This window comes from Mycobacterium sp. (genome assembly GCF_035506235.1).
GTDB lineage: Bacteria > Actinomycetota > Actinomycetes > Mycobacteriales > Mycobacteriaceae > Mycobacterium.
The window spans coordinates 15,667-35,167 of record NZ_DATJPU010000118.1 but is presented as its reverse complement, the minus strand read 5'-3'; the positions used below and the strand labels follow the sequence as shown (position 1 = coordinate 35,167).

The following is a 19,501-nucleotide window of genomic DNA, read 5'->3' as shown; positions in this document are numbered from 1 at the left end:
GCGCAGCGCAGCCCTATTTTGCTATGTCTTCCAGATACTGGGCCAAACGGAGTTTCTCAATCAGCGTGAGCCAGTCGGCCGCCGAGACCACATGGGCAGGCGGGTCATTGCTCACGGGCAGATTGCCGCTCCACGAGAATCGCCGCTTTAGACCCGTGAAATCGCGACATCCGATCGTCAGCGGTTGCATGCCGGGAATGCACACTTCCACGGCGGGCATGGTCGAAAAGTACTCGCCCGCAGCGTCGCTCACGAGATTTTCGGCCGACGGGAACCAATGCCCGCCTCCAAGGTGGTAGGTGGCCGGTGCCGCGGTCAGCTGCGCGAGCGAGGCCGAGGCATTGAGCGCGTTGCTGTTCGCGTCGATCACCCGGATAGTGTCGTTGTAGACATCGATGAACAGCTGAGGTTGCGAAAGTGATTGCGTCAGTCGTTGTTTCTTGAGGAATGCAAACGGGCCCATCTGCTGGATCAACAGGGGGTTGGGGAAAATCACACACCGAACCGCATCCCCCGGTGCGGGTCCGCCCGCAGCTGAGCCGCTCCAGCGGCCGCTCAGGGAGAGGAGAGCGTCGAAGTCTGCCTGCGACAGCCAGCCGTCGACCAGCGGCACCGGCGGCGCGTCCAGCGGTGTCGCGGGACCGACGCGACAATCCCGCCCACCCAAAAGAAAGCGGTGACGGCCACGCTGCAGGTGCAGGGCGACCCCCATGTTTGCCCACAAGCCCAGCGACGCGTCGACGAACGAATAGTCTGCACCGCGCCGCCCGCCGATAGTGAGCCGATCGCCGGTGACGGTAATCAGGTACTTTCGGCGCCATCGCCAAAGGAAGTTGGCGCCGATAGCCAGCCCCAAAACCGCCAAAACCGCCGGCCAGCCGTAAGCGATCACCCGCCCGGGGACATGCGGAAAGAGGTGGACGCCGAATGTCGGTCCAGCTATCAACAGCAGGAAGAGCAACACAATCGCCCAAAAAGCGATCTGTACGTATATGGTGGCTCGCCTCCCGGTTACCGCGGCCCATGTCGGCGAGTAAATCGAGCAGGACGCCACGAACTGGCGCGGCACAGGAGCGGTCGTGTTCATGAGGTTCCTTCGCGGTCAGTACTGGATGGTCGTCGGGCTGGGGTATTGGGATTGAGCGATATCGAGGGTTTCGGACGTTATCCGTGCCAACCGGGAGGGGTGCCCCCCGGGTTGGGGCAAAACATCAGGCCGCAATTGACGTGCCCCGGATTGTCGGGCGGCGGATTGTTTCCGTCCCAGACATTCGAATCGTGCAGCGTCGGCTGACCGGCCTCGGTGTGGGGAACGTTGCCCCATCCGTCGGCGACGACGTACCAGGTATGGCACGCGTGCATATCCCAGACGTACCGCTCGCCGATGGCGACATTTCGGGGGTCATCCGGCCCACTCGGCCATTGCATGGACTGGCCGGGGCACCACGTAAAGGGGCCCTTGGTGGCATGGGCGGTACCTGCGCTTAGACCTACGCCGGCCACCACGACGCCGGCCCACAGCAGCGTCCCAGCAATAAGCATCTTGACCTTGTAGACATATGACATTGCCTCGCGCCTTTCCTCGACGCTGTGAACTGACGGTAAGTATTCACCCGCACCGATTCCGGTGGATACGTAATTTGCTTCTCGACTCAATACCAAGCAGTACAGATCAGCCGATTGGCTACCGATCCCAACAAACGACGACGATGTTCACCTCCAATTCGGGAGTCTGAAAAACTGGGCGGTGCCGGCCAGCAGGTTGTCCGCGGCGGTGGGGGCGGGCGCACCCGCGCGGCCCATACCGTCAAAGCCGCGCCGACCCCGACTGGCTGACCCGCCCACCAACCGGTAGCCCCGAAACCGCCGACAGCCACGTCCAGGGTGGATCGAGGCTAAGATTTCATGCCGGTTTCGGTTGAGCAAAGGTACGGCAGCCTACTCGCGATGCGAGGGCCGATGTCGCCTGTTTGGCTTTAGTGTTGGCTGCTATGGCCGGACTGAACAATTACGTGAAGCGCTGGCGGACAGCGCTTCACGTAACCGTGTCGGCATTGATAGTTGCCATCCTCGGGCTCGGCATAGCCCCCGTAGCACATGCGGCTGCGGCCACGGCGACGTTGTCGGTGGAACATACGTGGCAGACCGGTTTCATCGCCCAGTTCAGCGTCACCAACTCGAGCACCGCGCCGCTAAGCGATTGGAAGCTTGAATTCGACCTGCCGGCGGGGGAGTCCGTCTTGCACTCCTGGAACAGCACCGTTGCACAATATGGCACGCACTATGTGCTGACCCCCGCGAATTGGAATCGCATCATCGCACCCGGGGGTTCGGCCACGGGTGGTTTCAGGGGCGTGCTGACCGGTACCTACTCGCCACCGTCGAACTGTGTGCTCAACGGGCAATATCTTTGCACCTAGCGGCGCTCTACAGCGCCCGCAATCCTGCCGACTAGGAACAACTCTGGTCTGACCGCCGTTTGGCGTACGAATACCTGCCAACCTATGACGAGCACTGGCAGACGGCACTCGGCGCGCAACGGCAGCTGGCCAGCACTGGCCGCCACCGTGCTGTCGGCATGGCGGACCTCCTGATCGCCACCCTCGCCGATGCCCATGACGTGACGCTGATCCACTATGACGCCGACTTTGAGGTTGCTGCAGAAGTACTACCGTGCCGACACCAATGGGTTCTGGAACGTGGCAACATCTGAGCACTAATTCAAATACGCTGCCCCACAAAGCAATATGGAGTGGTTCACCGGTAATGCTCCATATTCGATCCGTATGCAACATGCAGTGGTTTACTGGTACCCCTGCATATTCGACACTGCATATTCTTATCGGTCGACGGTCGTGGGCGCGGTCGGTGTGCGGCGCTTTGCGCCCAGTCGGTGAGCAGGGGAGCGAGCAGTGCGGTGGTGACGCGGTCGTCGTCAAGGTGCTTTCCGGGTTGGGAGGGCACTGTGGTGAGGAACGCGCCGGATGCGCGGTGACTCGGCGCACTAATTCGCGTGGCGACAGGAGGCCGGATCCAGCGTCGACTAGAGAAATGGGTGTTCAACCCCTTGTTCCGAGCGGCGTTGCGACTCGGGATCGCGCCGCGCGCGTTCGCGCTGTTAGAGACCATTAGCCGGCGCAGTGGGCGGCCCTGCAAAGCCGCATATTCGATTTCCGCGTATTCGTAGTAGGTCGGCGCAAGCCGCAATTGTCTTACAAATTGTAGTACACTACGTTCATGGCCGACACAATCACCTTCCGACCCGATGAGGATGCATCTCGCGCCCTTGCTGTCTTGACCAGGGACGGGACACCGATATCTGCGGCGGTTAGGGCGGCTCTCATCGAGGCCGCGCGCCAAAAGGCCGCCGCGGCGATTCGCGCCGAGGCAGAGGAGCTTGCTGCGGACGAGGCAGACCGTGCCGAGGCAATGCAGGTGCTGCGCGACATGGAGACGCTGCGTGCGTGGTGAGGTCTTCCGACTCCACGCTCCACGTCGCAGCCGCGGCCACGAGCAATCCGGCTCCCGATATGCCGTCGTGGTTCAATCCGACCAGCTGCCATTATCGACGTGGCTCGTTTCGCCGACTTCAACATCAGCCCGAGCGGCAACTTTTCGGCCCGAGGTCGAGATCGACGGCCGCATCACGCGGGTACTGGCTGAACAAACCGCGGCGGTCGATCCTGCTCGGCTCGGCAATAGCGTGGGGTATCTCAGCCTCGAAGAGTTGCGTCGCGTTGACGCAGCCCTCCGGATTGTGCTTGATCTTTAGCACGACGTCACGATGACACAAAGCCGTTGCGCACAAGGCGATAGGGCCGAAGGGTCATCGTTGGAATATGCGGTACTTTACCTGACATAATGTCGCTTATCGGTACAACACGGTGAAAGCGACCTCGCCTCAAAGGGATTGACCGCAGCCATAATGGGTTCTGACCAGCTTCCCGACTGGTCGTCCGCACTGGTTTGTGTAATGCCATTCGATCACCCAATGGATGCAGCCCGCGCGCCGGTGGGACTTGGACGCTCCCGTCGGCCACGGCGGCCGCGCGTTCGGCGACCCAGGCAGTCCTTCTTCTATCCCCGCGCATTGGCCACAATACGTCACTGTGACGAATTAGGCTGCTGCGCACGGGCATTGATTGCACACAACCAACGGGCCGACCGCCACGACTACGCGAGCTTCGCGATCCCGCACGCGCACGCGTTGCGCGAATTCCGGGTTGCCGCCCGGCTTGGACGTCCCGCCACATCACCGCGCGGTCATGATCCGCACGCTGGGCGCTGCGCCCCTACCGCCACTTCCCGGGCCGGCTAAAGCCCATCGCGGTCATAACGTCACGGTGACGGAATGCGTTGTCTTCCCCCGTTTTTCTCGCGGAGGTCTAGAAACTCCAGTGGGCTGGTGCAAAAAAATCTGCACCAGCCCACTGTCAGGTATGTGAGTTTCCTAGACGGCAGTGACTCCTATTGCCTGCGGCCCTTTGGCTCCTTGCCCAACCTCGAACTGAACACGCTGGTTCTCCTCGAGCGAGCGGTAGCCGCTGCCCTGGATCTCGGAGTAGTGGACGAAGAGGTCCTTCGCGCCGTCGTCAGGGGTGATGAAGCCGAAGCCCTTTTCACCGTTGAACCATTTCACAGTTCCCTGTGCCATTTACTTTCTTCTCTCATTTCAAAAGCGGGATGTACCAAAAACATCCACGCGACCAAATTAGCACATGACGGTCTACTAATTGAAAACCGTTTTGCGCTAACAAAATCAGCGCTGTGTGCGGGCGGAGCGCCGACCGCGCCTGCGACCGCCAGTACCCGAGCGGCGAGGCTGCGATGGATGCGGTGCGGCCGGCCGCTGCGGAGAGGGAGCCCGGTAGGGCGCCATTTCACCGGCCACCGCATGCACGGCGGCCGAGTCGACGGTGACCTCCTGTGGAGTGACACGGATGCCTGCGCGACGCATCAGCGCGTGGGTGTCCTTGCGCTGCTCGGGCAGCACAACGGTCACGACGTCACCCGCGTTTCCTGCCCGCGCGGTTCGTCCGGAGCGGTGCAGGTAAGCCTTGTGCTCGGCGGGCGGGTCGATGTGCACCACCAACTCGATTCCGTCGACATGCACGCCGCGCGCGGCGATGTCGGTGGCCACCAACACCCGCGCCTCACCCGTGCTGAAGGCGGCGAGGTTCCGGTCGCGTGCGGGTTGAGAAAGGTTGCCGTGCAGATCGACTGCCGGGACACCGGATTCGGTGAGCTGCCTGGCGAGCTTCCGCGCCTGGTGTTTGGTGCGCATGAATAGGATTCGGCGGCCGCTGCCAGAGGCGAGCCGGTGTACCAGCTCCTTTTTGGCCTGTACGCCGGAGACGTGGAAGACGTGGTGCGTCATCTCGGACACCGGCGAGTTGGAGCCGTCCACAGAGTGCAGCACCGCGTTGCGCAGGAATCGGTTGACGAGCTTGTCGACGCCGTTGTCGAGCGTGGCGGAGAACAGCAGCCGCTGGCCGCCGCTCGGGGTGGCCGCCAGGATGCGAGTGACACCGGGAAGGAAGCCGAGATCGGCCATGTGATCGGCTTCGTCGATCACCGTGATCTCGATCGAGTCGAGGCTGATCAACCGTTGCCTCATGAGGTCTTCGAGCCGACCGGGGCACGCAACGACAATGTCGATGCCGGACTTCAGCGCCGCCACCTGTCTGCCTTGCGGTACGCCACCGAAGATCGTGGTCACCCGGAGGTTGTTGGCGGCGGCCAACGGTTCCAACGTCGCGGTGATCTGGCTGGCAAGCTCCCGCGTCGGGGCCAGAACCAGACCCGACGGCCGGGACGGACGCCGCGGATGACCGGCCAGCCTGCTGACCATGGGGATCGAGAAGGCGAGGGTCTTGCCGCTGCCCGTCTTGCCGCGGCCGAGCACGTCGCGGCCGGCGAGTGTGTCCGGAAGCGTTTCGATTTGGATGGGGAATGGCTGGGTGATCCCCCGAGCGGCGAGCACTGCGATGAGTGGTTCACGCACGCCGAGATCGGCAAATGTGTTGCCAGTAGTCACTTGATGTCTTTCAGCATCGGGTGTGCCGAGTGGGCGGCGCAGTAGGCGCGATCTGTCAGCACAGGGTGGCGAGATTGCCGGTGGGCAAAATCGATCGCCGCGATACGAACTGCGCCGGATTCAGTGCGTCAGCCACTGGGTCGGGGCCGGACGCCGGAAGGATGAAGAAGCGTTTCACGACGTGCTGGCCATCGAGTCAGACAGCCAACGTTCTCCACAGCATAGCAGTACGGCGATCGCCCCCCGCATACGCGCCGACGGGATGGCGCTGGCGCGAATCTAATCCGATAGATTTATCCGTAGATACAGTGTTAATAGGCTTTTACAGCTGTTTCTACGGTTCACTGTTTCGGACGGGCGCCGCGGCGGTTTACCCGTCCCCGGCGGCGGATGTGCCCAGGTCGGAAGGAGAACCGGTGGCTATCCAGCGGGCCTGGGCCTGGCTCCTTGCTCGCCGCGGCGGCGGGCTGAAACTTGCTGAGCGTGGAATACGCCGCGGCGGCAGACGAACTCTCAGCGCTACTGGGATGTGCAGAGCTTTGTCTCGCAGTACCTGATCGGGACTTCCCAGGCGAGTTCGCGAGCGAGTACTCGCGGCACAGTTCCAAAGGCGGCGGCCCGGGACGCCGCAGCGTCGGCGCCCGCGGCGGCAACGCCCGCCGACCCTGCTCCGGGGCGGCCACGAAGGCGTCCGGCGCCCAAAAAGCGTTCACCGGGGTTACCGCTACGAATACCTCGACGATTCGCCGGGCGGTGACGGCCGGGCGACATCGGCGGTGGCGTCCCGTCAGGGGGCGAGACCGCTGGGTTTCGCCGGCGCCGGGGCCAGCCGGGCCATGCGCCCGCCGTCGGGATTGACCACGCCGGCCGGCGACGCCTTCGGCGGTGGACCGAGCCTTCCGATGCTGCCCGGCGGTTGGCATTCCGACTGAGAATGGACAATCTCACCCCTATGTCGCTGCGTGGGACGGATCCACAAGGGACCGAACGTACTTGAGAGCCCACCGGATTGGTGAGGTATATTCGGCGCTGTGGGCTCGGCAAACGGCTCATCCGAACGGTCACTCGATACTTCCAAGATCAACCTCTCAAGGAATCTCCTCATGGCCAGGACGCGGATCGTTCAGCGCCCGCGCCACACAGTGGAAGTGCAAGACAACGACGCCTATATGGAGGCGCTGGCCGTGCTGTCCGAAGGATCGGTGCGGCGAAGCTTCGACCCCTACACCGACATTGATTGGGATTCACCGGAGTTCGCCGTCACCGACGATGACCCACGGTGGATCCTGCCCGCCAGCGACCCCCTGGGGCGCCATCCCTGGTACCGACGACAATCCGAAGAACGCAAGATCCAGATCGGCATGTGGCGGCAGGCCAACGTGGCCAAGGTCGGGACGCACTTCGAGTCGATCCTGATCCGCGGCCTGCTGAACTACACCTTCCGGCTGCCCAACGGGTCACCAGAATACCGGTACTGCCTGCACGAGTCGGTCGAAGAGTGCAACCACACCATGATGTTGCAGGAGATGGTCAACCGCATCGGCGCCGACGTGCCCGGCATGCCGCGGATGCTGCGCTGGATTTCCCCATGGGTCCCGCTGGCGGCCGGACCGTTGCCGGTCGCGTTCTTCATCGGGGTGCTCGCCGGCGAGGAACCGTTGGACCATACCCAGAAAGACGTTCTGCGTGAAGGCAAGTCGCTGCACCCGATCATGGAGCGGGTGATGGCCATCCACGTGGCCGAGGAAGCCCGACACATCGCGTTCGCCCACGAGTACCTGCGAAAGCAGTTGCCGCAGTTGAGCGCGATGCGACGTTTTGGGATCTCGCTGTATTATCCGCTGATCATGCGACTGCTGTGCCACGCAATTGTGGTGCCGCCCAAGGCGTTCTGGGCGAAGTTCGCCATTCCCCGCGAGGTCAGAAGCGAGCTCTTCTTCGGGTCGCCGAACTCGCGAAAGTGGTTGCGCGACATGTTTGCCGACATGCGGATGCTGGCCTACGACACCGGCCTGATGAATCCGCTATCCCGGCTGCTGTGGCGGATGTGCGGGATCAGCGGCCAGCCGGCGCGCTACCGCGGCGAGCCGCAGCGCATGCGCGCCTAGCCCTACGTTCTCAGGGGCTAAACGGTGCTCCGTCGAAACGCTCGCGGGTCGCGAACTCCGGAACCGGCCGTCGTCGCAGCTTCGTTACCTTGCCCGCCGGCTTGCCCAGCGGCGCGACCGCGGCGATGGCGTACGGATCGGGCACGCCGAGCAGCTCCTTGACCCGTGGCTCTTCGGCCACGGCCATCGTGGTCAACACACCGCCGTAGCCCTCATTGCGCGCGGCCAGCAAGACGTTCCAGACGAACGGGTACACCGAGGCCCCAGGTACCACACCGACGCGATCGAGGTCCTGATCGGTGGCGGCGACGACGGCGAGGTCCAGGCAGATCACCAGGACCAGCGGCGCCTCGCGAAGCGGAGCCGACATCTGCGCGGGCACCTCCGTCGCGTCGATCCTCGACGCGTCGACGCCGCTCGGCTGCAACGGATTCCACGGTGACTCGCCGTTTGCGAGCTGCGCGGTGTAGCGGCGGGCGGCAGGCACTCCGAGGTCGGCCAACGCGGACCGGGTCTCTTGGTCGCGAACTACGATGACGCGCACGCCCTGCCGATTGCCGCCCGTCGGCGCGAAGCGGGCGTTGTCGAGAATGCGTGCGAGCACGTCATCGGGAAGCGGGTCGCCGGTGAATTCGCGCACGGCGGGCGTGGATCGCATGACGTCGTAGAGCTCCATGAGCACCATCGTGCAGCAGCTCACCAGCATCGGATCAGGCGGCGTCGTGAAAGATCAAGCCGAGCGTGCAGCGCTCACCGGAGCGGACCACCGAGACCCCGTGGCGCACCGGGGCCGCCGACCATCCCCGGGTCGAGCGGATCGGCCGTTCCCGGGTGGTGAATACGTAGCCGTGCCCTTGGGGCAGCGTGGTGGCGGTGCCGCGGGACTGCGCCCGCGGCCGCTGCTCGACGAGCAGGAATTCACCGCCGGTGTGCGCCACGCCGGGCTCGTTCAGATTGATGACGACCTGCAGCGGAAAGACAAGGTCCCCGTAGAGGTCTCGATGCAGCGCGTTCCAGTCGCCCGGCCCGTATCTGAGCAGCAGCGCCGTGGGTTTGGTTTGGCCGGCGCGATGGCATGCGTCCAGCCACTCGTCGAGCGTGTCGGGCCAGGGCGGCTCGCGGCGCAGCTTGGCCCACCAGTCGCGCGCGATCGGCAGGAGCCGGGGGTAGAGCGCCTGTTTCAGCTCTTCGATCGGGTGTGGATAGGGCCGCTTGAAATAGCGGTACTCGCCTCGCCCGTAGCGGTGCCGGGTCATGTCGATGGTGGCGCGAAACAGGGTGTCGTCGGGGTAGAGAGCAAGCACCGCCGCGCACTCGGTGGGGGTGATCAGCTGCGGAAGCAGCGCACCGCCAACGTCGTTCATGTCGGCGGTCACGGCCTCCCAGTCCGCGCCATTCACCCGGCGGTCCCATTTCGACGGCATCAGAACAATCTGCCCGCCGCAGCGGGCGCCGGCGCCTCGAGGTCCAAGAGGAATCGTTTGCGCCGCAGACCGCCCGCGTAACCGGTAAGGGCGCCGTTCTTTCCGACGACGCGATGACACGGGACCACGATGCTGAGCGGGTTGCGGCCCACCGCTTGGCCGACTTCGTACGCGGTGGTGCCGTCGGCCAGTGTCCCGGCCAGCTCGCCGTAGCTGGTGGTCTCGCCATACCCGATGTCGAGCAGAAGTTCCCAGATGCGCCGCTGACCGGGCTCGCCCGTCAGCGTGATGGGCAGATCGAATCGAATGCGCTTTCCGCCCAGGTACTCGCGCAGCTGCTCGCCCGCCTGACCGAGCAGCGCATCGGCGCCCGGCCCGACATAGCGCCCCAGCGCATCCGCCGTCGGCGGATGCCAGTGGTGCCGGAAATACACACCTGTCAGGCTGTCGCCGCCGGCGATCAACGTCAGCTCGCCGAGTGGGCTATCGATCGTTGTGTGTCGTGTCTGCATCGTTCGCCTCCTTGCACGGTAAACGATGAGCGCCCGGCAAATGTGAGCTCGGCAGTCCACCGCCGGTAGTCATGCCAAACTCTGTTCTGCTTTCTCACATTCGACCACGCGCCGGCGTCTTCCAAGTAAGAGTCGATAAACGTCAGGGAGGAACCCGAATGCCTATCCGTGCCTGTCGGTGATGCGAGGGTGAACGCCCATCGGCACGTCAAACCGCCGTTCGAGGCCGTCGTGGCCCGGCACGGAGCCACGGTGCTGCGGGTTGTTCGTGCGGTCATCGGTCACGCCGACGCCGACGACGCCTGGTCGGAGACGTTTCTGGCCGCCTTGAAGTCCTACCCCCCGCTGCCGGCCGACGCCAACGTGGAGGCGTGGCTGGTGACCATCGCACACCGCAAGGCCATCGACATCGCCCGCGCGGCGGCGCGGCGGGCCGTCCCCGTCGCCGATCCCCCCGACTCCCCCGCCCGCGAGCGGGCCGACACCCACGACCTCGACCTTGACGCTGCGGTGGGTGCGCTGCCACCCAAACAGCGTCAGGCGGTGGCCTACCACTACCTGGCCGGCCTGCCCTACTCCGAGATCGCGCTGATTCTCGACAGCAGCGTCGACGCCGCCCGGCGTGCCGCCGCCGACGGGATCGCCACCCTCCGACGCACCTATCCCCGTCTCGACAACGCAAGGAGCCACCAATGACTACACCCGATCTGATAAAGCACTACCCCGTCGACCGCGATCAGCTCCGGCGCCTGCACACCCGCCTGGAAAGGGACGCCCAGGCCGGCGATCTGCTCGACATCGCTTACCGCACAGTTGATTCCGCCCTCGGGCCCATGCTGTTGGCGGCCACCGCCCGCGGGCTGCTGCGGGTGGCGTTCGCCAACGAGGACCGCGACAGCGTGCTGCAGAACCTTTCCGAGCGCATCAGCCCGCGGGTGCTGGAGTCGCCCACCCGGCTGGATCCTTTTGCGCGGCAACTCGACGAATACCTGACCGGCCGCCGCCACGGCTTCGACGTCGCGCTGGACTGGTCACTGTCCCAAGGATTTCGGCGCACAGTTCTCGAACACCTCAACGCCGACGTCGGCTACGGCGACACCGCCAGCTATGCCGCCCTGGCCCGGCTGTCGGGCTCCCCGGGGGCCGTGCGCGCCGTCGGCACCGCGTGTGCGACCAACCCGATTCCGATCTTCGTGCCGTGCCACCGGGTGATCCGCTCCGACGGATCGATGGGCGCGTACCGCGGCGGCACCGCCGCCAAGCGCGTCCTGCTGGAGCTCGAGCGGAGCCGATGACGACGAGCGGGCCGGCGCGCAACCGGGTCTCACCGCTGGGCGAGATCATCGCCGCGCCGGGGCGCGGCGGCTGGATGGGCAACCGCGGTCGCCTGCACGAGGGTCGCGGCACGCGCGAAATCGTGCGTAATCATCAGCACAAGGCCTGGATCACCTGCGTCCTGTCATTCCGGGGCCGTCGCGTTGCGCAGTGGGAACCCAACCGCTATACGCCGCTGTTCTTCCTGGACGAGGCGGTCGCGCTGGCCGCCGGACACCGGCCATGTGCGGAGTGCCGACGCGGCGCGTACAACGCGTATCGAACCCTGTGGGCCGAAACCCACGGTGGCGCAATTCCTTACGCCGAAGACATGGACGCGCAGCTGCACCGCGAGCGGATCGGCGGGGCCACGCATCGCGCCGCCTGGGCCGGCCTGCCCGACGGGGTGTTCGTGCTGACGGATGGTGGACCCGCCGTCGTCGTGGGCGATCATCTCGCGGTCTGGGACCGACTCGACAACACCTACGGGGACACGCTGGCGCGCCCAAAAACCGGCACCGCGGGGTTGATCACGCCAACGTCGACAGTGGAGGTCCTGCGGGCCGGCTATCCGGTGCAGATTGCCGCAGTTCCCGAAAGTGCGACTGGCAACGAGTATCTCAAGTAAGGGCGTCGCTGGTTGCACTATCGTGGGATGCTGGCGCAGGCGACCAGTGCACCACCTTCATGGTGGTCATCTCGTCGAGAAGCTCGGGACCGAAGCCGAACCCGGTGCCGCTCGCGCTGTTGCCCGCGTGCGACCACGTCGACGCAGTCCGCCTCCGCCAGCCTGGCACCGACGGTTCCGTCGCCGTCGACGATCTGCAGCACACCGTCGGGCAGCCGGGCGGCCAACAGTTCGGCGAATCGCCGGCCCGTCTGCGGACTGCGCTCGCTGGGCTTGTGGATTACGGTGTTTCCCGTCACGAGCGCCGCGCCGAGCAGCCCGGCGGCCACGGCCACGGGATCGTTCCAGGACGTCAGCACCGCGACCACACCCCTCGGCTGGGGAACCATCAGATCGGTCGCCGACCACCCACCTTGCAGGCTGCGCCCGCGGTGCAACGGCCCGAGCTGGGCGTACTGCATGAGAGTGCCGACTCCGGCGTCCACGCCCCCGAGCGCGTCGTCGCGCAGCTTGCCGGTCTCCCGCTCGTTCAGTTCGGCGAGTTCGCGGGCGGCGGCGCGGACGTCGGCCGCCGCCGCGGCGATCGCGGCGGCCCGTTCGGCCGGCGGGGTGCGCGCCCAGGCGGGGGCGGCCTCCGTAGCGCGCCGGATCGCCTCATCGCAGTCGGCCGGCTCGGTGATGGGCACCTGCGTCACGGTGTCGCCGGTGCGAGGGTCCAGGACGCTGATGATCTTGGTCAGGGTCGAAGCCACGTATCGGTTTACCCTCTGCACGTCCGCGGCAATCCGGCGAATGCCCGTGGACACTATTCAGGTCATGTATGGTCGGCGTGGGCCGGGCACGGGACCAGGAAGCACGCAATGGCAAGCACATTCGCCGGCAACGAGTTCACGTCACGGCAGGCGGTGGACCCCGGTCTGCGCAAGGCCGCCCGGTTCTTGCCCCGCGGTTATGCCCTGCACCGCGGCTACAAGGTCCAGCGCAGGCTCATGAACCTGATGAGCAACGCGGGCCGGATCCGCACCGTCCCGGTCGCGGCGGTCAACGAGCACGTCACGGTCCGCCTGCATCGTCCGGACAGCCTTCCCGTCCGGGCACCGGCGATGTTGTGGATCCACGGCGGCGGCACGATCATGGGCCACGCCGCCCAGGACGACAAATTTCTGCGCAAGCTGTCGCATCGCACCGGCGTCGCGGTGGCCGCGGTGGAGCACCGACTGGCTCCCGAGCACCCCTATCCGGTCCCGGTCGAGGATTGTTACGCGGCGCTGCGGTGGCTGGCGCAGCAAGCCTGGGTCGACCCGGATCGCGTCGCGGTCGGCGGGGCGAGCGCCGGCGGACACTTCGCGGCGGCCGTGGCGCAGCGGGCTCACGATCGCAACGACCTCAACCTTGCGTTCCAGATGCTGGTGTACCCGATGCTCGACGACCGCACCGGCGCCGACCCGGGCCGTCACAAGCGGCTCGTGTGGACCGGAAGCGACAACCAGCAGGCGTGGCGGTGGTACCTCAACGGCGCGGATCCCGCCGAGGCCGCACCGGCGCGGCGCGAAGATCTCTCCGGCCTGGCGCCGGCCTGGATCGGCGTCGGGACATTGGACCTGTTCTATCGGGAGTGTCTGGACTACGGGCGGCGCCTACGACAGGCGGGGGTGCGCGTGCACCAGGAGATCGTCCCGGGCGCGTTTCATGCGTTCGACCAGATCGCGGACAGGGCGCCGATTTCGGTGAAGTTCTTCGCCAGTCAGTGCGATCACCTGCGCGACGCCCTCGCCCTACCGAAATAAGTTGATAGACCGTCGTTTCCGGCGGCCCACTCGACGGTAAGCACTCGGCGCATCCCGGGGCCGCGACCGCACACACGGCAAGTTGACTGCAAAGTTTGCGTTTCGTGCAACTATTAGTGCCATGGGCAATCAGATGGGGCTTCGCGAGCGGCGCCGCCGCCAGACCAGCGCGGACATCCGCGATGCCGCGGTGCGCCTGGCAAGCAACCGCGGTTTCGACAAGGTGACCATCGAGGAGATCTGCGTCGAGGCGGGCATTTCGACCCGCACGTTCTTCAACTACTTCCCCACCAAGGAGTCCGCCATCGCCTACGGCCCGTCCGATCTGCCGGTCGAGCTGGCCGAGGATTTCGTCGCCGCCGGGCCCGCGCCCTACCGGGTGGTGCTGGCGGAGCTGATCACGCTGGCGGCCCACCACCTGCGCGACCTGCCCCCACGGCGCGAACAGGCCGCCGGCATGCTGGAACTCGCCAAGACCAGCCCCGCAGTCCTGGCGGCATTTCTCGCCGAGCTGGAACGGTTCCAGAACCAGTTGACCGGCATCGTGGCGCGCCGCCAGGAGATGCGGCCGGACGACGAGATACCCGCGTTGATCTCTGCGCTGGCCCTGACGGCCGTGCGTTCGGGCATCGAGCGCTGGGCCAGCGACGAGCCCAAGGATGCCGACGACACGCCGATGCCCTACGTCGAGCGCGCCGCAGCGCTGGTCAACAGCATCTTCACGAAGTAACGCCCCGCGGAAAGTTAGCTAGATCACTTGTTTGCATTGACTGCAAATAATGCAGGCAATGTACTATGCTTTGGTGGTGCTTTATCGGGGGTTGGCGATGGAGGGGCAGGCATCCCGGCGCCCGTCGATCGACCACGTGCGGATCGCGACGATCCGCCAACTCCACTGTGGCGCAAGGTAATTGCGCCGACCACCGACACACGACCTCGCCTGGGGCCGCTGCGGGCGACCCGTCGATCGATGAGGAAGGGAATCCGCGCAGGTGCAGTTATCGAAACTGGTGCGCAATGCGTGGTTGCCGCTGCTGATCGTGGCGGTCGTGGTGATCGGCGGGTTCACCGTGGCGAGGGTCAAGTCGTTCTTTGTGGCCGAGAACGCCGGGCCGTTGACGAGTTCACGACTGGACGATTCCAAGCCCTTCAAGCCCAAGGTCGTCAAGTACGAAATCTTCGGATCGGCAAGCCACGCCAACGTGAACTACTTGGATCTGTCCGCCGACCCAAAGCGGGTCGACGACGCGCCACTGCCCTGGACGTTGGTCCTCAGCACGACCGCCCCCTCGGTCTTCCCAAACCTATCGGCGCAAAGCGACGGTGACCGCCTCGGTTGCCGCATCACCATCGACAACGAAGTCAAGGACGAGAACATAACCAACGGCGTGCACGCCCTGACCTTTTGCTTGGTGAAATCCGCATGAGCTCAAGCACCGACGACGCCCGCACCGACACCCTTCCCATCGCCGACCACGCCCTGCGGCCCGCGATCCCGCGGTTCATCCGCAGGTACGCCGTACTCATCATCCTCGCCTGGATCGCGATCATCGCGGTGCTCAACGTCATCGTCCCGCAGCTGGACGCGGTCGGGAAGATGCGCTCCGTCTCGATGAGCCCGGACGACGCGCAGTCCGTGATCGCGACGAAGCACATCGGTCAGGTGTTTGACGAGTACAAGTCCAACAGCTCGGTGATGATCGTGCTGGAGGGTCAAAATCCGCTTGGCGCCGACGCCCACGCCTACTACGACGAGATCGTCAGAAAGCTCGACGCCGACACCAAGCACGTCGAGCACGTCCAGGACATGTGGAGCGATCCGCTCAGTGGGGCCGGCGTCCAAAGCAACGACGGCAAGGCCGCCTACGTCCAGGTGTACCTGGCCGGCAACCAGGGCGAGGCGCTTGCCAACGAGTCGGTCGAGGCCGTCCAGAAGATCGTTGAAAGCGTGCCCGCACCCAACGGGGTGAAGGCCTACGTCACCGGACCGGCCGCGCTGCAGGCCGATCAGCACCTCGCCGGCGACCGCAGTCTGCAGGTGATCACCACCGTTACGTTCGTGGTGATCATCGCGATGCTGCTCATGGTCTACCGATCGATCGTCACGGTGCTGCTGACGCTGGTGATGGTGGTGCTCGAGCTTTCGGCGGCCCGCGGCGCGGTCGCCTTCCTCGGCTATTACAAGATCATCGGGCTCTCCACGTTTGCCACGAACTTGTTGGTCACCCTGGCGATCGCGGCCGCCACCGACTACGCGATCTTTTTGATCGGCCGCTACCAGGAGGCGCGGGCCGTCGGCGAGTCACGGGAAGACGCGTATTACACCATGTTTGGCGGCACCGCGCACGTGGTGCTCGGGTCGGGCATGACGATCGCCGGCGCCACGTTCTGCCTGCACTTCACCAATCTGCCGTATTTCCAGACGCTCGGTATCCCGCTGGCGATCGGCATGGTGGTCGTGGTGGCGGCCGCGCTGACGCTTGGGCCGGCAGTGATCTCGGTGGCAGCGCGCTTCCGCAGCACACTCGAGCCCAGGCGAGCCCAGCGCATCCGCGGCTGGCGCAAGGTCGGCGCCGTCGTCGTCCGATGGCCCGGCCCCATCCTGATCGTGACGATCGCGATCGCGCTCGTCGGCCTGCTGACGCTGCCCGGGTACCGCACCAACTACGACGACCGCAGGTACCTTCCCGCCGATCTGCCGGCGAACGAGGGCTACGCGGCCGCCGACCGGCACTTCTCGAAGGCGCGGATGAATCCCGAGCTGATGATGATCGAAAGTGACCACGATTTGCGCAATTCCGCGGACTTCCTGGTCATCGACAAGGTCGCCAAGGCGGTCTTCCGGGTGCCCGGGATTTCCCGCGTGCAGGCCATCACCCGCCCGCAGGGCACGCCGATCGAGCACACCTCGATCCCGTTTCAGATCAGCATGCAAGGCGTCAGCCAGCAGATGAATCAGAAGTACCAAGCCGACCAGATGGCCGACATGCTGCACCAGGCCGACATGATGCAGACGACCATCAACAGCATGGAAAAGATGCAGAGCATCACCGCCCAGATGGCCGACAGCATGCACATCATGGTCAGAAAGATGCACGAAATGACCATCGATATCAACGAATTGCGCCAGCACATGGCCGATTTCGAGGATTTCTTCCGGCCCATCCGCAGCTACTTCTACTGGGAGAAGCACTGCTACGACATCCCGGTGTGCTTTTCGCTTCGCTCGGTCTTTGACGCCCTCGACGGCATCGACACGATGACCGATGACATCCAGAGCCTGCTGCCCGTCATGGACCACCTCGACACGCTGATGCCCCAGATGGTGGCGCTGATGCCCTCGATGATCGAAAACATGAGGGCCATGAAGACGACGATGCTGACGATGTATTCGACCCAAAAAGGTCTGCAGGATCAGCAGAATGAGGCGCAGAAGAATTCCAGCGCCATGGGCAAGGCGTTCGACGCGTCCAAGAACGACGATTCGTTCTACCTTCCCCCGGAAACCTTCAACAACGCCGAGTTCAAAAAGGGCATGAAGAACTTCCTGCCGCCCGACGGTCATGCGGTGCGGTTCATCATCAGCCACGACGGCGATCCGATGACGCCGGAAGGCATTTCGCACATCGATGCGATCAAGAAGGCCGCCTATGAGGCACTGAAGGGCACGCCGTTGGAGGGCTCCAAAATCTACCTCGGCGGCACCGCGGCGACCTTCAAGGACATGCAGGACGGCAGCAACTACGACCTGCTGATCGCCGGAATAGCCTCGCTTTGCCTGATTTTCATCATCATGCTGATCATCACGCGAAGCGTCGTGGCGTCGGCGGTCATCGTGGGCACCGTCTTGCTTTCCCTGGGAGCGTCCTTCGGGCTGTCCGTGCTCATCTGGCAGCACATCATCGGCATCGAGCTGCACTGGATGGTCCTGGCGATGTCGGTCATCATCCTGCTCGCGGTGGGCGCCGACTACAACCTGCTGCTGGTGTCCCGGTTCAAGGAGGAGATCCACGCGGGCCTCAACACCGGCATCATCCGGGCGATGGGCGGCACCGGGTCCGTGGTCACCTCGGCGGGGTTGGTCTTCGCCTTCACGATGATGACGATGGCGGTCAGCGAGCTGACGGTCATCGGTCAGGTCGGCACCACCATCGGCCTCGGCCTGCTCTTCGACACGCTGATCGTGCGATCGCTGATGACGCCGTCGATTGCCGCGCTGCTGGGCAAGTGGTTCTGGTGGCCACAACGGGTGCGGCAACGGCCGGTGCCGTCGCCCTGGCCCGCGCCGATCAAGAAACCCGAATTCGCGCCTGCCGTCAGGTAACCCACTCGGGCTGCTGGCTGGCGTCGACAGCGGAGAAGTCCTTGTGCCCCAGGCCGGCGGTGGTGCCGCCGTCGACGACGAACTCGGAGCCGGTCGAATAACTCGACTCGTCGCTGGCCAGGTAGACCACGAGGTTGGAGACTTCCCTCGGGTCGGCGGCGCGGCCCAACGCGGTCTGGAAGATGTCCTCGGGCACCCATTGCGTCATCGGCGTTTTGATGAGCCCGGGATGGATCGAGTTCACCCGGATACCGCTCGGCCCCAGTTCCAGTGCCACCGATTTCGTCAAACCCCGGACAGCGAATTTGCTTGCGGTGTAACCGTGGCAGGCGATGGTGCCGGCCATGCCTTCGATCGAGGAGATGTTGATGATCGACCCGCGTCCCGCTTCTTTCATCGGTTTCACCACGGCGCGTATTCCGAGAAAGACACCGGTCAGGTTGACGTCGAGGATCTTGTGCCACTCGGAAAGGTCGTAGTCCTCGATGGTGCCGATGTTCAGGATGCCCGCGTTGTTCACCAGCACGTCGATCCCGCCGAACTCGCTTATCGCGGTGGCCACCGCGGCTTCCCATTGCTCGGGTTTCGTGACGTCGAGGTGGACGTAGCGCACCGCGTCACCGAGCTCGGCCGCGACGGCCTTGCCCTCGTCGTCGAGGATGTCGCCGAATACCACCCTGGCCCCTTCGGCAACCAGCATCCGCACGTGCGATGCGCCCATCCCCCGCGCACCGCCGCTGATGAGCGCGACCTTCCCCGCCAACCGTTCTGCCACTGCGCTTCTCCCATCATGTCGGTGCGTCGTTTGCACCATACAGATGCGCGCTGTCGTATGGCCAGACCTGCGTCGGGGCGGGCTCGCTGCGGCCGCCGTTACTTTTTAGCCGGTTTGCTGGCGGGGTGGTGCTGGGGGCAGTAGTCCGCGGTGGCCGCACCGACGAACATCTGGGCTTGGTCCTGGTTCAGCCGGTGCGCGCCCGTGAACTGGTCCACCTCGTCCTTCTCGGTATAGCCCGCGTCGAGATCTTTGCACATCACGTGTGCCATGTTCACTGTCTGGGCCGGGGAGCCCACGTCGATCCCGTGCGACTGCAGGAAGCTGTTGAAGTCCTGGTCCGTCTGGTCGGCATGCGCGACGGCTGCCGGCATGAGCCCGACGGCCAGCAGCGCACCGAACGCGCTCGCGCACATTGTGATTGTCATTCCGCGTTGTCTCATAATTCCCAATAACCTCCAAAGGCCTGCCTCGCCCGATCGGATCGACATCCGGGCGCGGACTCAAACATCAAACAGTTCCGACGTCGATGGTTTCAGACGACGATGGTTTCTCATGTCAATGATCCTTTGACGCAGGCTGGGCGGTCAAC

The 19,501-nt window shown here is 64.9% G+C and carries 23 protein-coding genes; 13 read left to right on the top strand and 10 right to left on the bottom strand.

Features of this window, described 5'->3' with window-relative positions; genetic code table 11:
• Nucleotides 1-13: 13 nt before the first annotated feature.
• Both VMD50_RS10945 and VMD50_RS10940 read right to left on the bottom strand, forming a co-directional pair.
• Nucleotides 14-1,087, bottom strand: a complete 1,074-nt coding sequence (locus tag VMD50_RS10945) for a hypothetical protein (RefSeq protein WP_325427663.1) — start codon at nt 1,085-1,087, stop codon at nt 14-16.
• Between the two features lie 77 nt (nt 1,088-1,164).
• The gene (locus tag VMD50_RS10940; RefSeq protein WP_325427661.1) at nt 1,165-1,566 is read right to left on the bottom strand and encodes a hypothetical protein; all 402 of its coding nucleotides are present in this window, start codon (nt 1,564-1,566) and stop codon (nt 1,165-1,167) included.
• A 425-nt stretch (nt 1,567-1,991) separates the two neighbouring features.
• On the opposite strand from VMD50_RS10940, the gene VMD50_RS10935 reads away from it, so the two are divergent.
• From VMD50_RS10935 to VMD50_RS10920, 4 genes are all read left to right on the top strand, one after another.
• Nucleotides 1,992-2,420: a cellulose-binding domain-containing protein gene (locus VMD50_RS10935; RefSeq protein ID WP_325427659.1), complete on the top strand. Its 429-nt coding sequence runs from the start codon at nt 1,992-1,994 to the stop codon at nt 2,418-2,420.
• A gap of 59 nt (nt 2,421-2,479) precedes the next feature.
• Nucleotides 2,480-2,713 carry a PIN domain-containing protein gene (locus VMD50_RS10930; RefSeq protein ID WP_325427657.1) on the top strand — a complete coding sequence of 78 codons (234 nt, stop codon included), beginning with the start codon at nt 2,480-2,482 and terminating at the stop codon, nt 2,711-2,713.
• A 524-nt stretch (nt 2,714-3,237) separates the two neighbouring features.
• Nucleotides 3,238-3,471, top strand: coding sequence for a hypothetical protein (locus VMD50_RS10925; RefSeq protein WP_325427655.1), 234 nt, complete (start codon nt 3,238-3,240; stop codon nt 3,469-3,471).
• A complete protein-coding gene (locus VMD50_RS10920; RefSeq protein WP_325427653.1) occupies nt 3,461-3,772 on the top strand; it encodes a type II toxin-antitoxin system PemK/MazF family toxin in 312 nt (103 codons plus the stop codon). Before VMD50_RS10925 ends, VMD50_RS10920 begins: the two co-directional genes overlap by 11 nt.
• A gap of 678 nt (nt 3,773-4,450) precedes the next feature.
• Here the strand turns inward: VMD50_RS10920 and VMD50_RS10915 are convergent.
• Both VMD50_RS10915 and VMD50_RS10910 read right to left on the bottom strand, forming a co-directional pair.
• On the bottom strand, nt 4,451-4,654 hold the full coding sequence (locus VMD50_RS10915) for a cold-shock protein (protein WP_325427651.1): 204 nt from the start codon (nt 4,652-4,654) through the stop codon (nt 4,451-4,453).
• A gap of 105 nt (nt 4,655-4,759) precedes the next feature.
• Complete coding sequence (locus VMD50_RS10910; RefSeq protein WP_325427649.1) at nt 4,760-6,037, bottom strand: DEAD/DEAH box helicase; 1,278 nt, start codon at nt 6,035-6,037, stop codon at nt 4,760-4,762.
• Between the two features lie 776 nt (nt 6,038-6,813).
• Here VMD50_RS10910 and VMD50_RS10905 point away from each other — a divergent pair.
• Both VMD50_RS10905 and VMD50_RS10900 read left to right on the top strand, forming a co-directional pair.
• The gene (locus VMD50_RS10905; RefSeq protein WP_325427647.1) at nt 6,814-6,969 is read left to right on the top strand and encodes a PPW family C-terminal domain-containing PPE protein; all 156 of its coding nucleotides are present in this window, start codon (nt 6,814-6,816) and stop codon (nt 6,967-6,969) included.
• Between the two features lie 171 nt (nt 6,970-7,140).
• Entirely contained in the window at nt 7,141-8,145 is a 1,005-nt protein-coding gene (locus tag VMD50_RS10900) for an AurF N-oxygenase family protein (protein ID WP_325427645.1), read from the top strand.
• A gap of 10 nt (nt 8,146-8,155) precedes the next feature.
• Here VMD50_RS10900 and VMD50_RS10895 read toward each other — a convergent pair whose 3' ends face one another.
• Genes VMD50_RS10895 through VMD50_RS10885 form a run of 3 tightly spaced genes read right to left on the bottom strand, consistent with a single transcriptional unit; the run spans nt 8,156 to nt 10,081 of the window.
• Complete coding sequence (locus VMD50_RS10895) at nt 8,156-8,821, bottom strand: nitroreductase family protein (protein WP_325427643.1); 666 nt, start codon at nt 8,819-8,821, stop codon at nt 8,156-8,158.
• Nucleotides 8,822-8,855: 34 nt separating this feature from the next.
• Nucleotides 8,856-9,569, bottom strand: coding sequence for a 2OG-Fe(II) oxygenase (locus VMD50_RS10890; protein WP_325427641.1), 714 nt, complete (start codon nt 9,567-9,569; stop codon nt 8,856-8,858).
• Nucleotides 9,569-10,081 carry a methylated-DNA--[protein]-cysteine S-methyltransferase gene (locus VMD50_RS10885; protein ID WP_325427639.1) on the bottom strand — a complete coding sequence of 171 codons (513 nt, stop codon included), beginning with the start codon at nt 10,079-10,081 and terminating at the stop codon, nt 9,569-9,571. Before VMD50_RS10885 ends, VMD50_RS10890 begins: the two co-directional genes overlap by 1 nt.
• Before the next feature lie 189 nt (nt 10,082-10,270).
• Between VMD50_RS10885 and VMD50_RS10880 the strand changes: the two genes are divergently transcribed.
• The 3 genes from VMD50_RS10880 to VMD50_RS10870 are packed head-to-tail and all read left to right on the top strand — an operon-like array spanning nt 10,271 to nt 12,023.
• Nucleotides 10,271-10,777 (top strand): RNA polymerase sigma factor, encoded by a 507-nt coding sequence (locus VMD50_RS10880; protein WP_325427637.1) that lies wholly within the window; start codon nt 10,271-10,273, stop codon nt 10,775-10,777.
• Nucleotides 10,774-11,376: a methylated-DNA--[protein]-cysteine S-methyltransferase gene (locus tag VMD50_RS10875; protein WP_325427635.1), complete on the top strand. Its 603-nt coding sequence runs from the start codon at nt 10,774-10,776 to the stop codon at nt 11,374-11,376. The genes VMD50_RS10880 and VMD50_RS10875 overlap by 4 nt, the downstream gene beginning before the upstream one ends.
• Nucleotides 11,373-12,023: a hypothetical protein gene (locus VMD50_RS10870; RefSeq protein WP_325427633.1), complete on the top strand. Its 651-nt coding sequence runs from the start codon at nt 11,373-11,375 to the stop codon at nt 12,021-12,023. Before VMD50_RS10875 ends, VMD50_RS10870 begins: the two co-directional genes overlap by 4 nt.
• 17 nt (nt 12,024-12,040) lie before the next feature.
• Here the strand turns inward: VMD50_RS10870 and VMD50_RS10865 are convergent, their stop codons facing one another.
• Nucleotides 12,041-12,775, bottom strand: coding sequence for an aldehyde dehydrogenase family protein (locus tag VMD50_RS10865; protein ID WP_325427631.1), 735 nt, complete (start codon nt 12,773-12,775; stop codon nt 12,041-12,043).
• A 108-nt stretch (nt 12,776-12,883) separates the two neighbouring features.
• Here VMD50_RS10865 and VMD50_RS10860 point away from each other — a divergent pair, with 108 nt between their 5' ends.
• From VMD50_RS10860 to VMD50_RS10845, 4 genes are all read left to right on the top strand, one after another.
• Nucleotides 12,884-13,810, top strand: coding sequence for an alpha/beta hydrolase (locus VMD50_RS10860; RefSeq protein WP_325427629.1), 927 nt, complete (start codon nt 12,884-12,886; stop codon nt 13,808-13,810).
• A gap of 121 nt (nt 13,811-13,931) precedes the next feature.
• Nucleotides 13,932-14,540, top strand: coding sequence for a TetR family transcriptional regulator (locus tag VMD50_RS10855; RefSeq protein WP_325427627.1), 609 nt, complete (start codon nt 13,932-13,934; stop codon nt 14,538-14,540).
• A gap of 262 nt (nt 14,541-14,802) precedes the next feature.
• Entirely contained in the window at nt 14,803-15,237 is a 435-nt protein-coding gene (locus VMD50_RS10850; RefSeq protein WP_325427625.1) for an MmpS family transport accessory protein, read from the top strand.
• A complete protein-coding gene (locus VMD50_RS10845) occupies nt 15,234-18,134 on the top strand; it encodes an MMPL/RND family transporter (protein WP_325427623.1) in 2,901 nt (966 codons plus the stop codon). Before VMD50_RS10850 ends, VMD50_RS10845 begins: the two co-directional genes overlap by 4 nt.
• On the opposite strand, the gene VMD50_RS10840 is transcribed toward VMD50_RS10845, so the two are convergent.
• Entirely contained in the window at nt 18,127-18,909 is a 783-nt protein-coding gene (locus VMD50_RS10840; protein ID WP_325427621.1) for an SDR family oxidoreductase, read from the bottom strand. The two genes, VMD50_RS10845 and VMD50_RS10840, sit on opposite strands and share 8 nt — an antisense overlap.
• A gap of 98 nt (nt 18,910-19,007) precedes the next feature.
• Nucleotides 19,008-19,337 (bottom strand): DUF732 domain-containing protein, encoded by a 330-nt coding sequence (locus VMD50_RS10835; RefSeq protein ID WP_325427619.1) that lies wholly within the window; start codon nt 19,335-19,337, stop codon nt 19,008-19,010.
• Between the last annotated feature and the right edge of the window lie 164 nt (nt 19,338-19,501).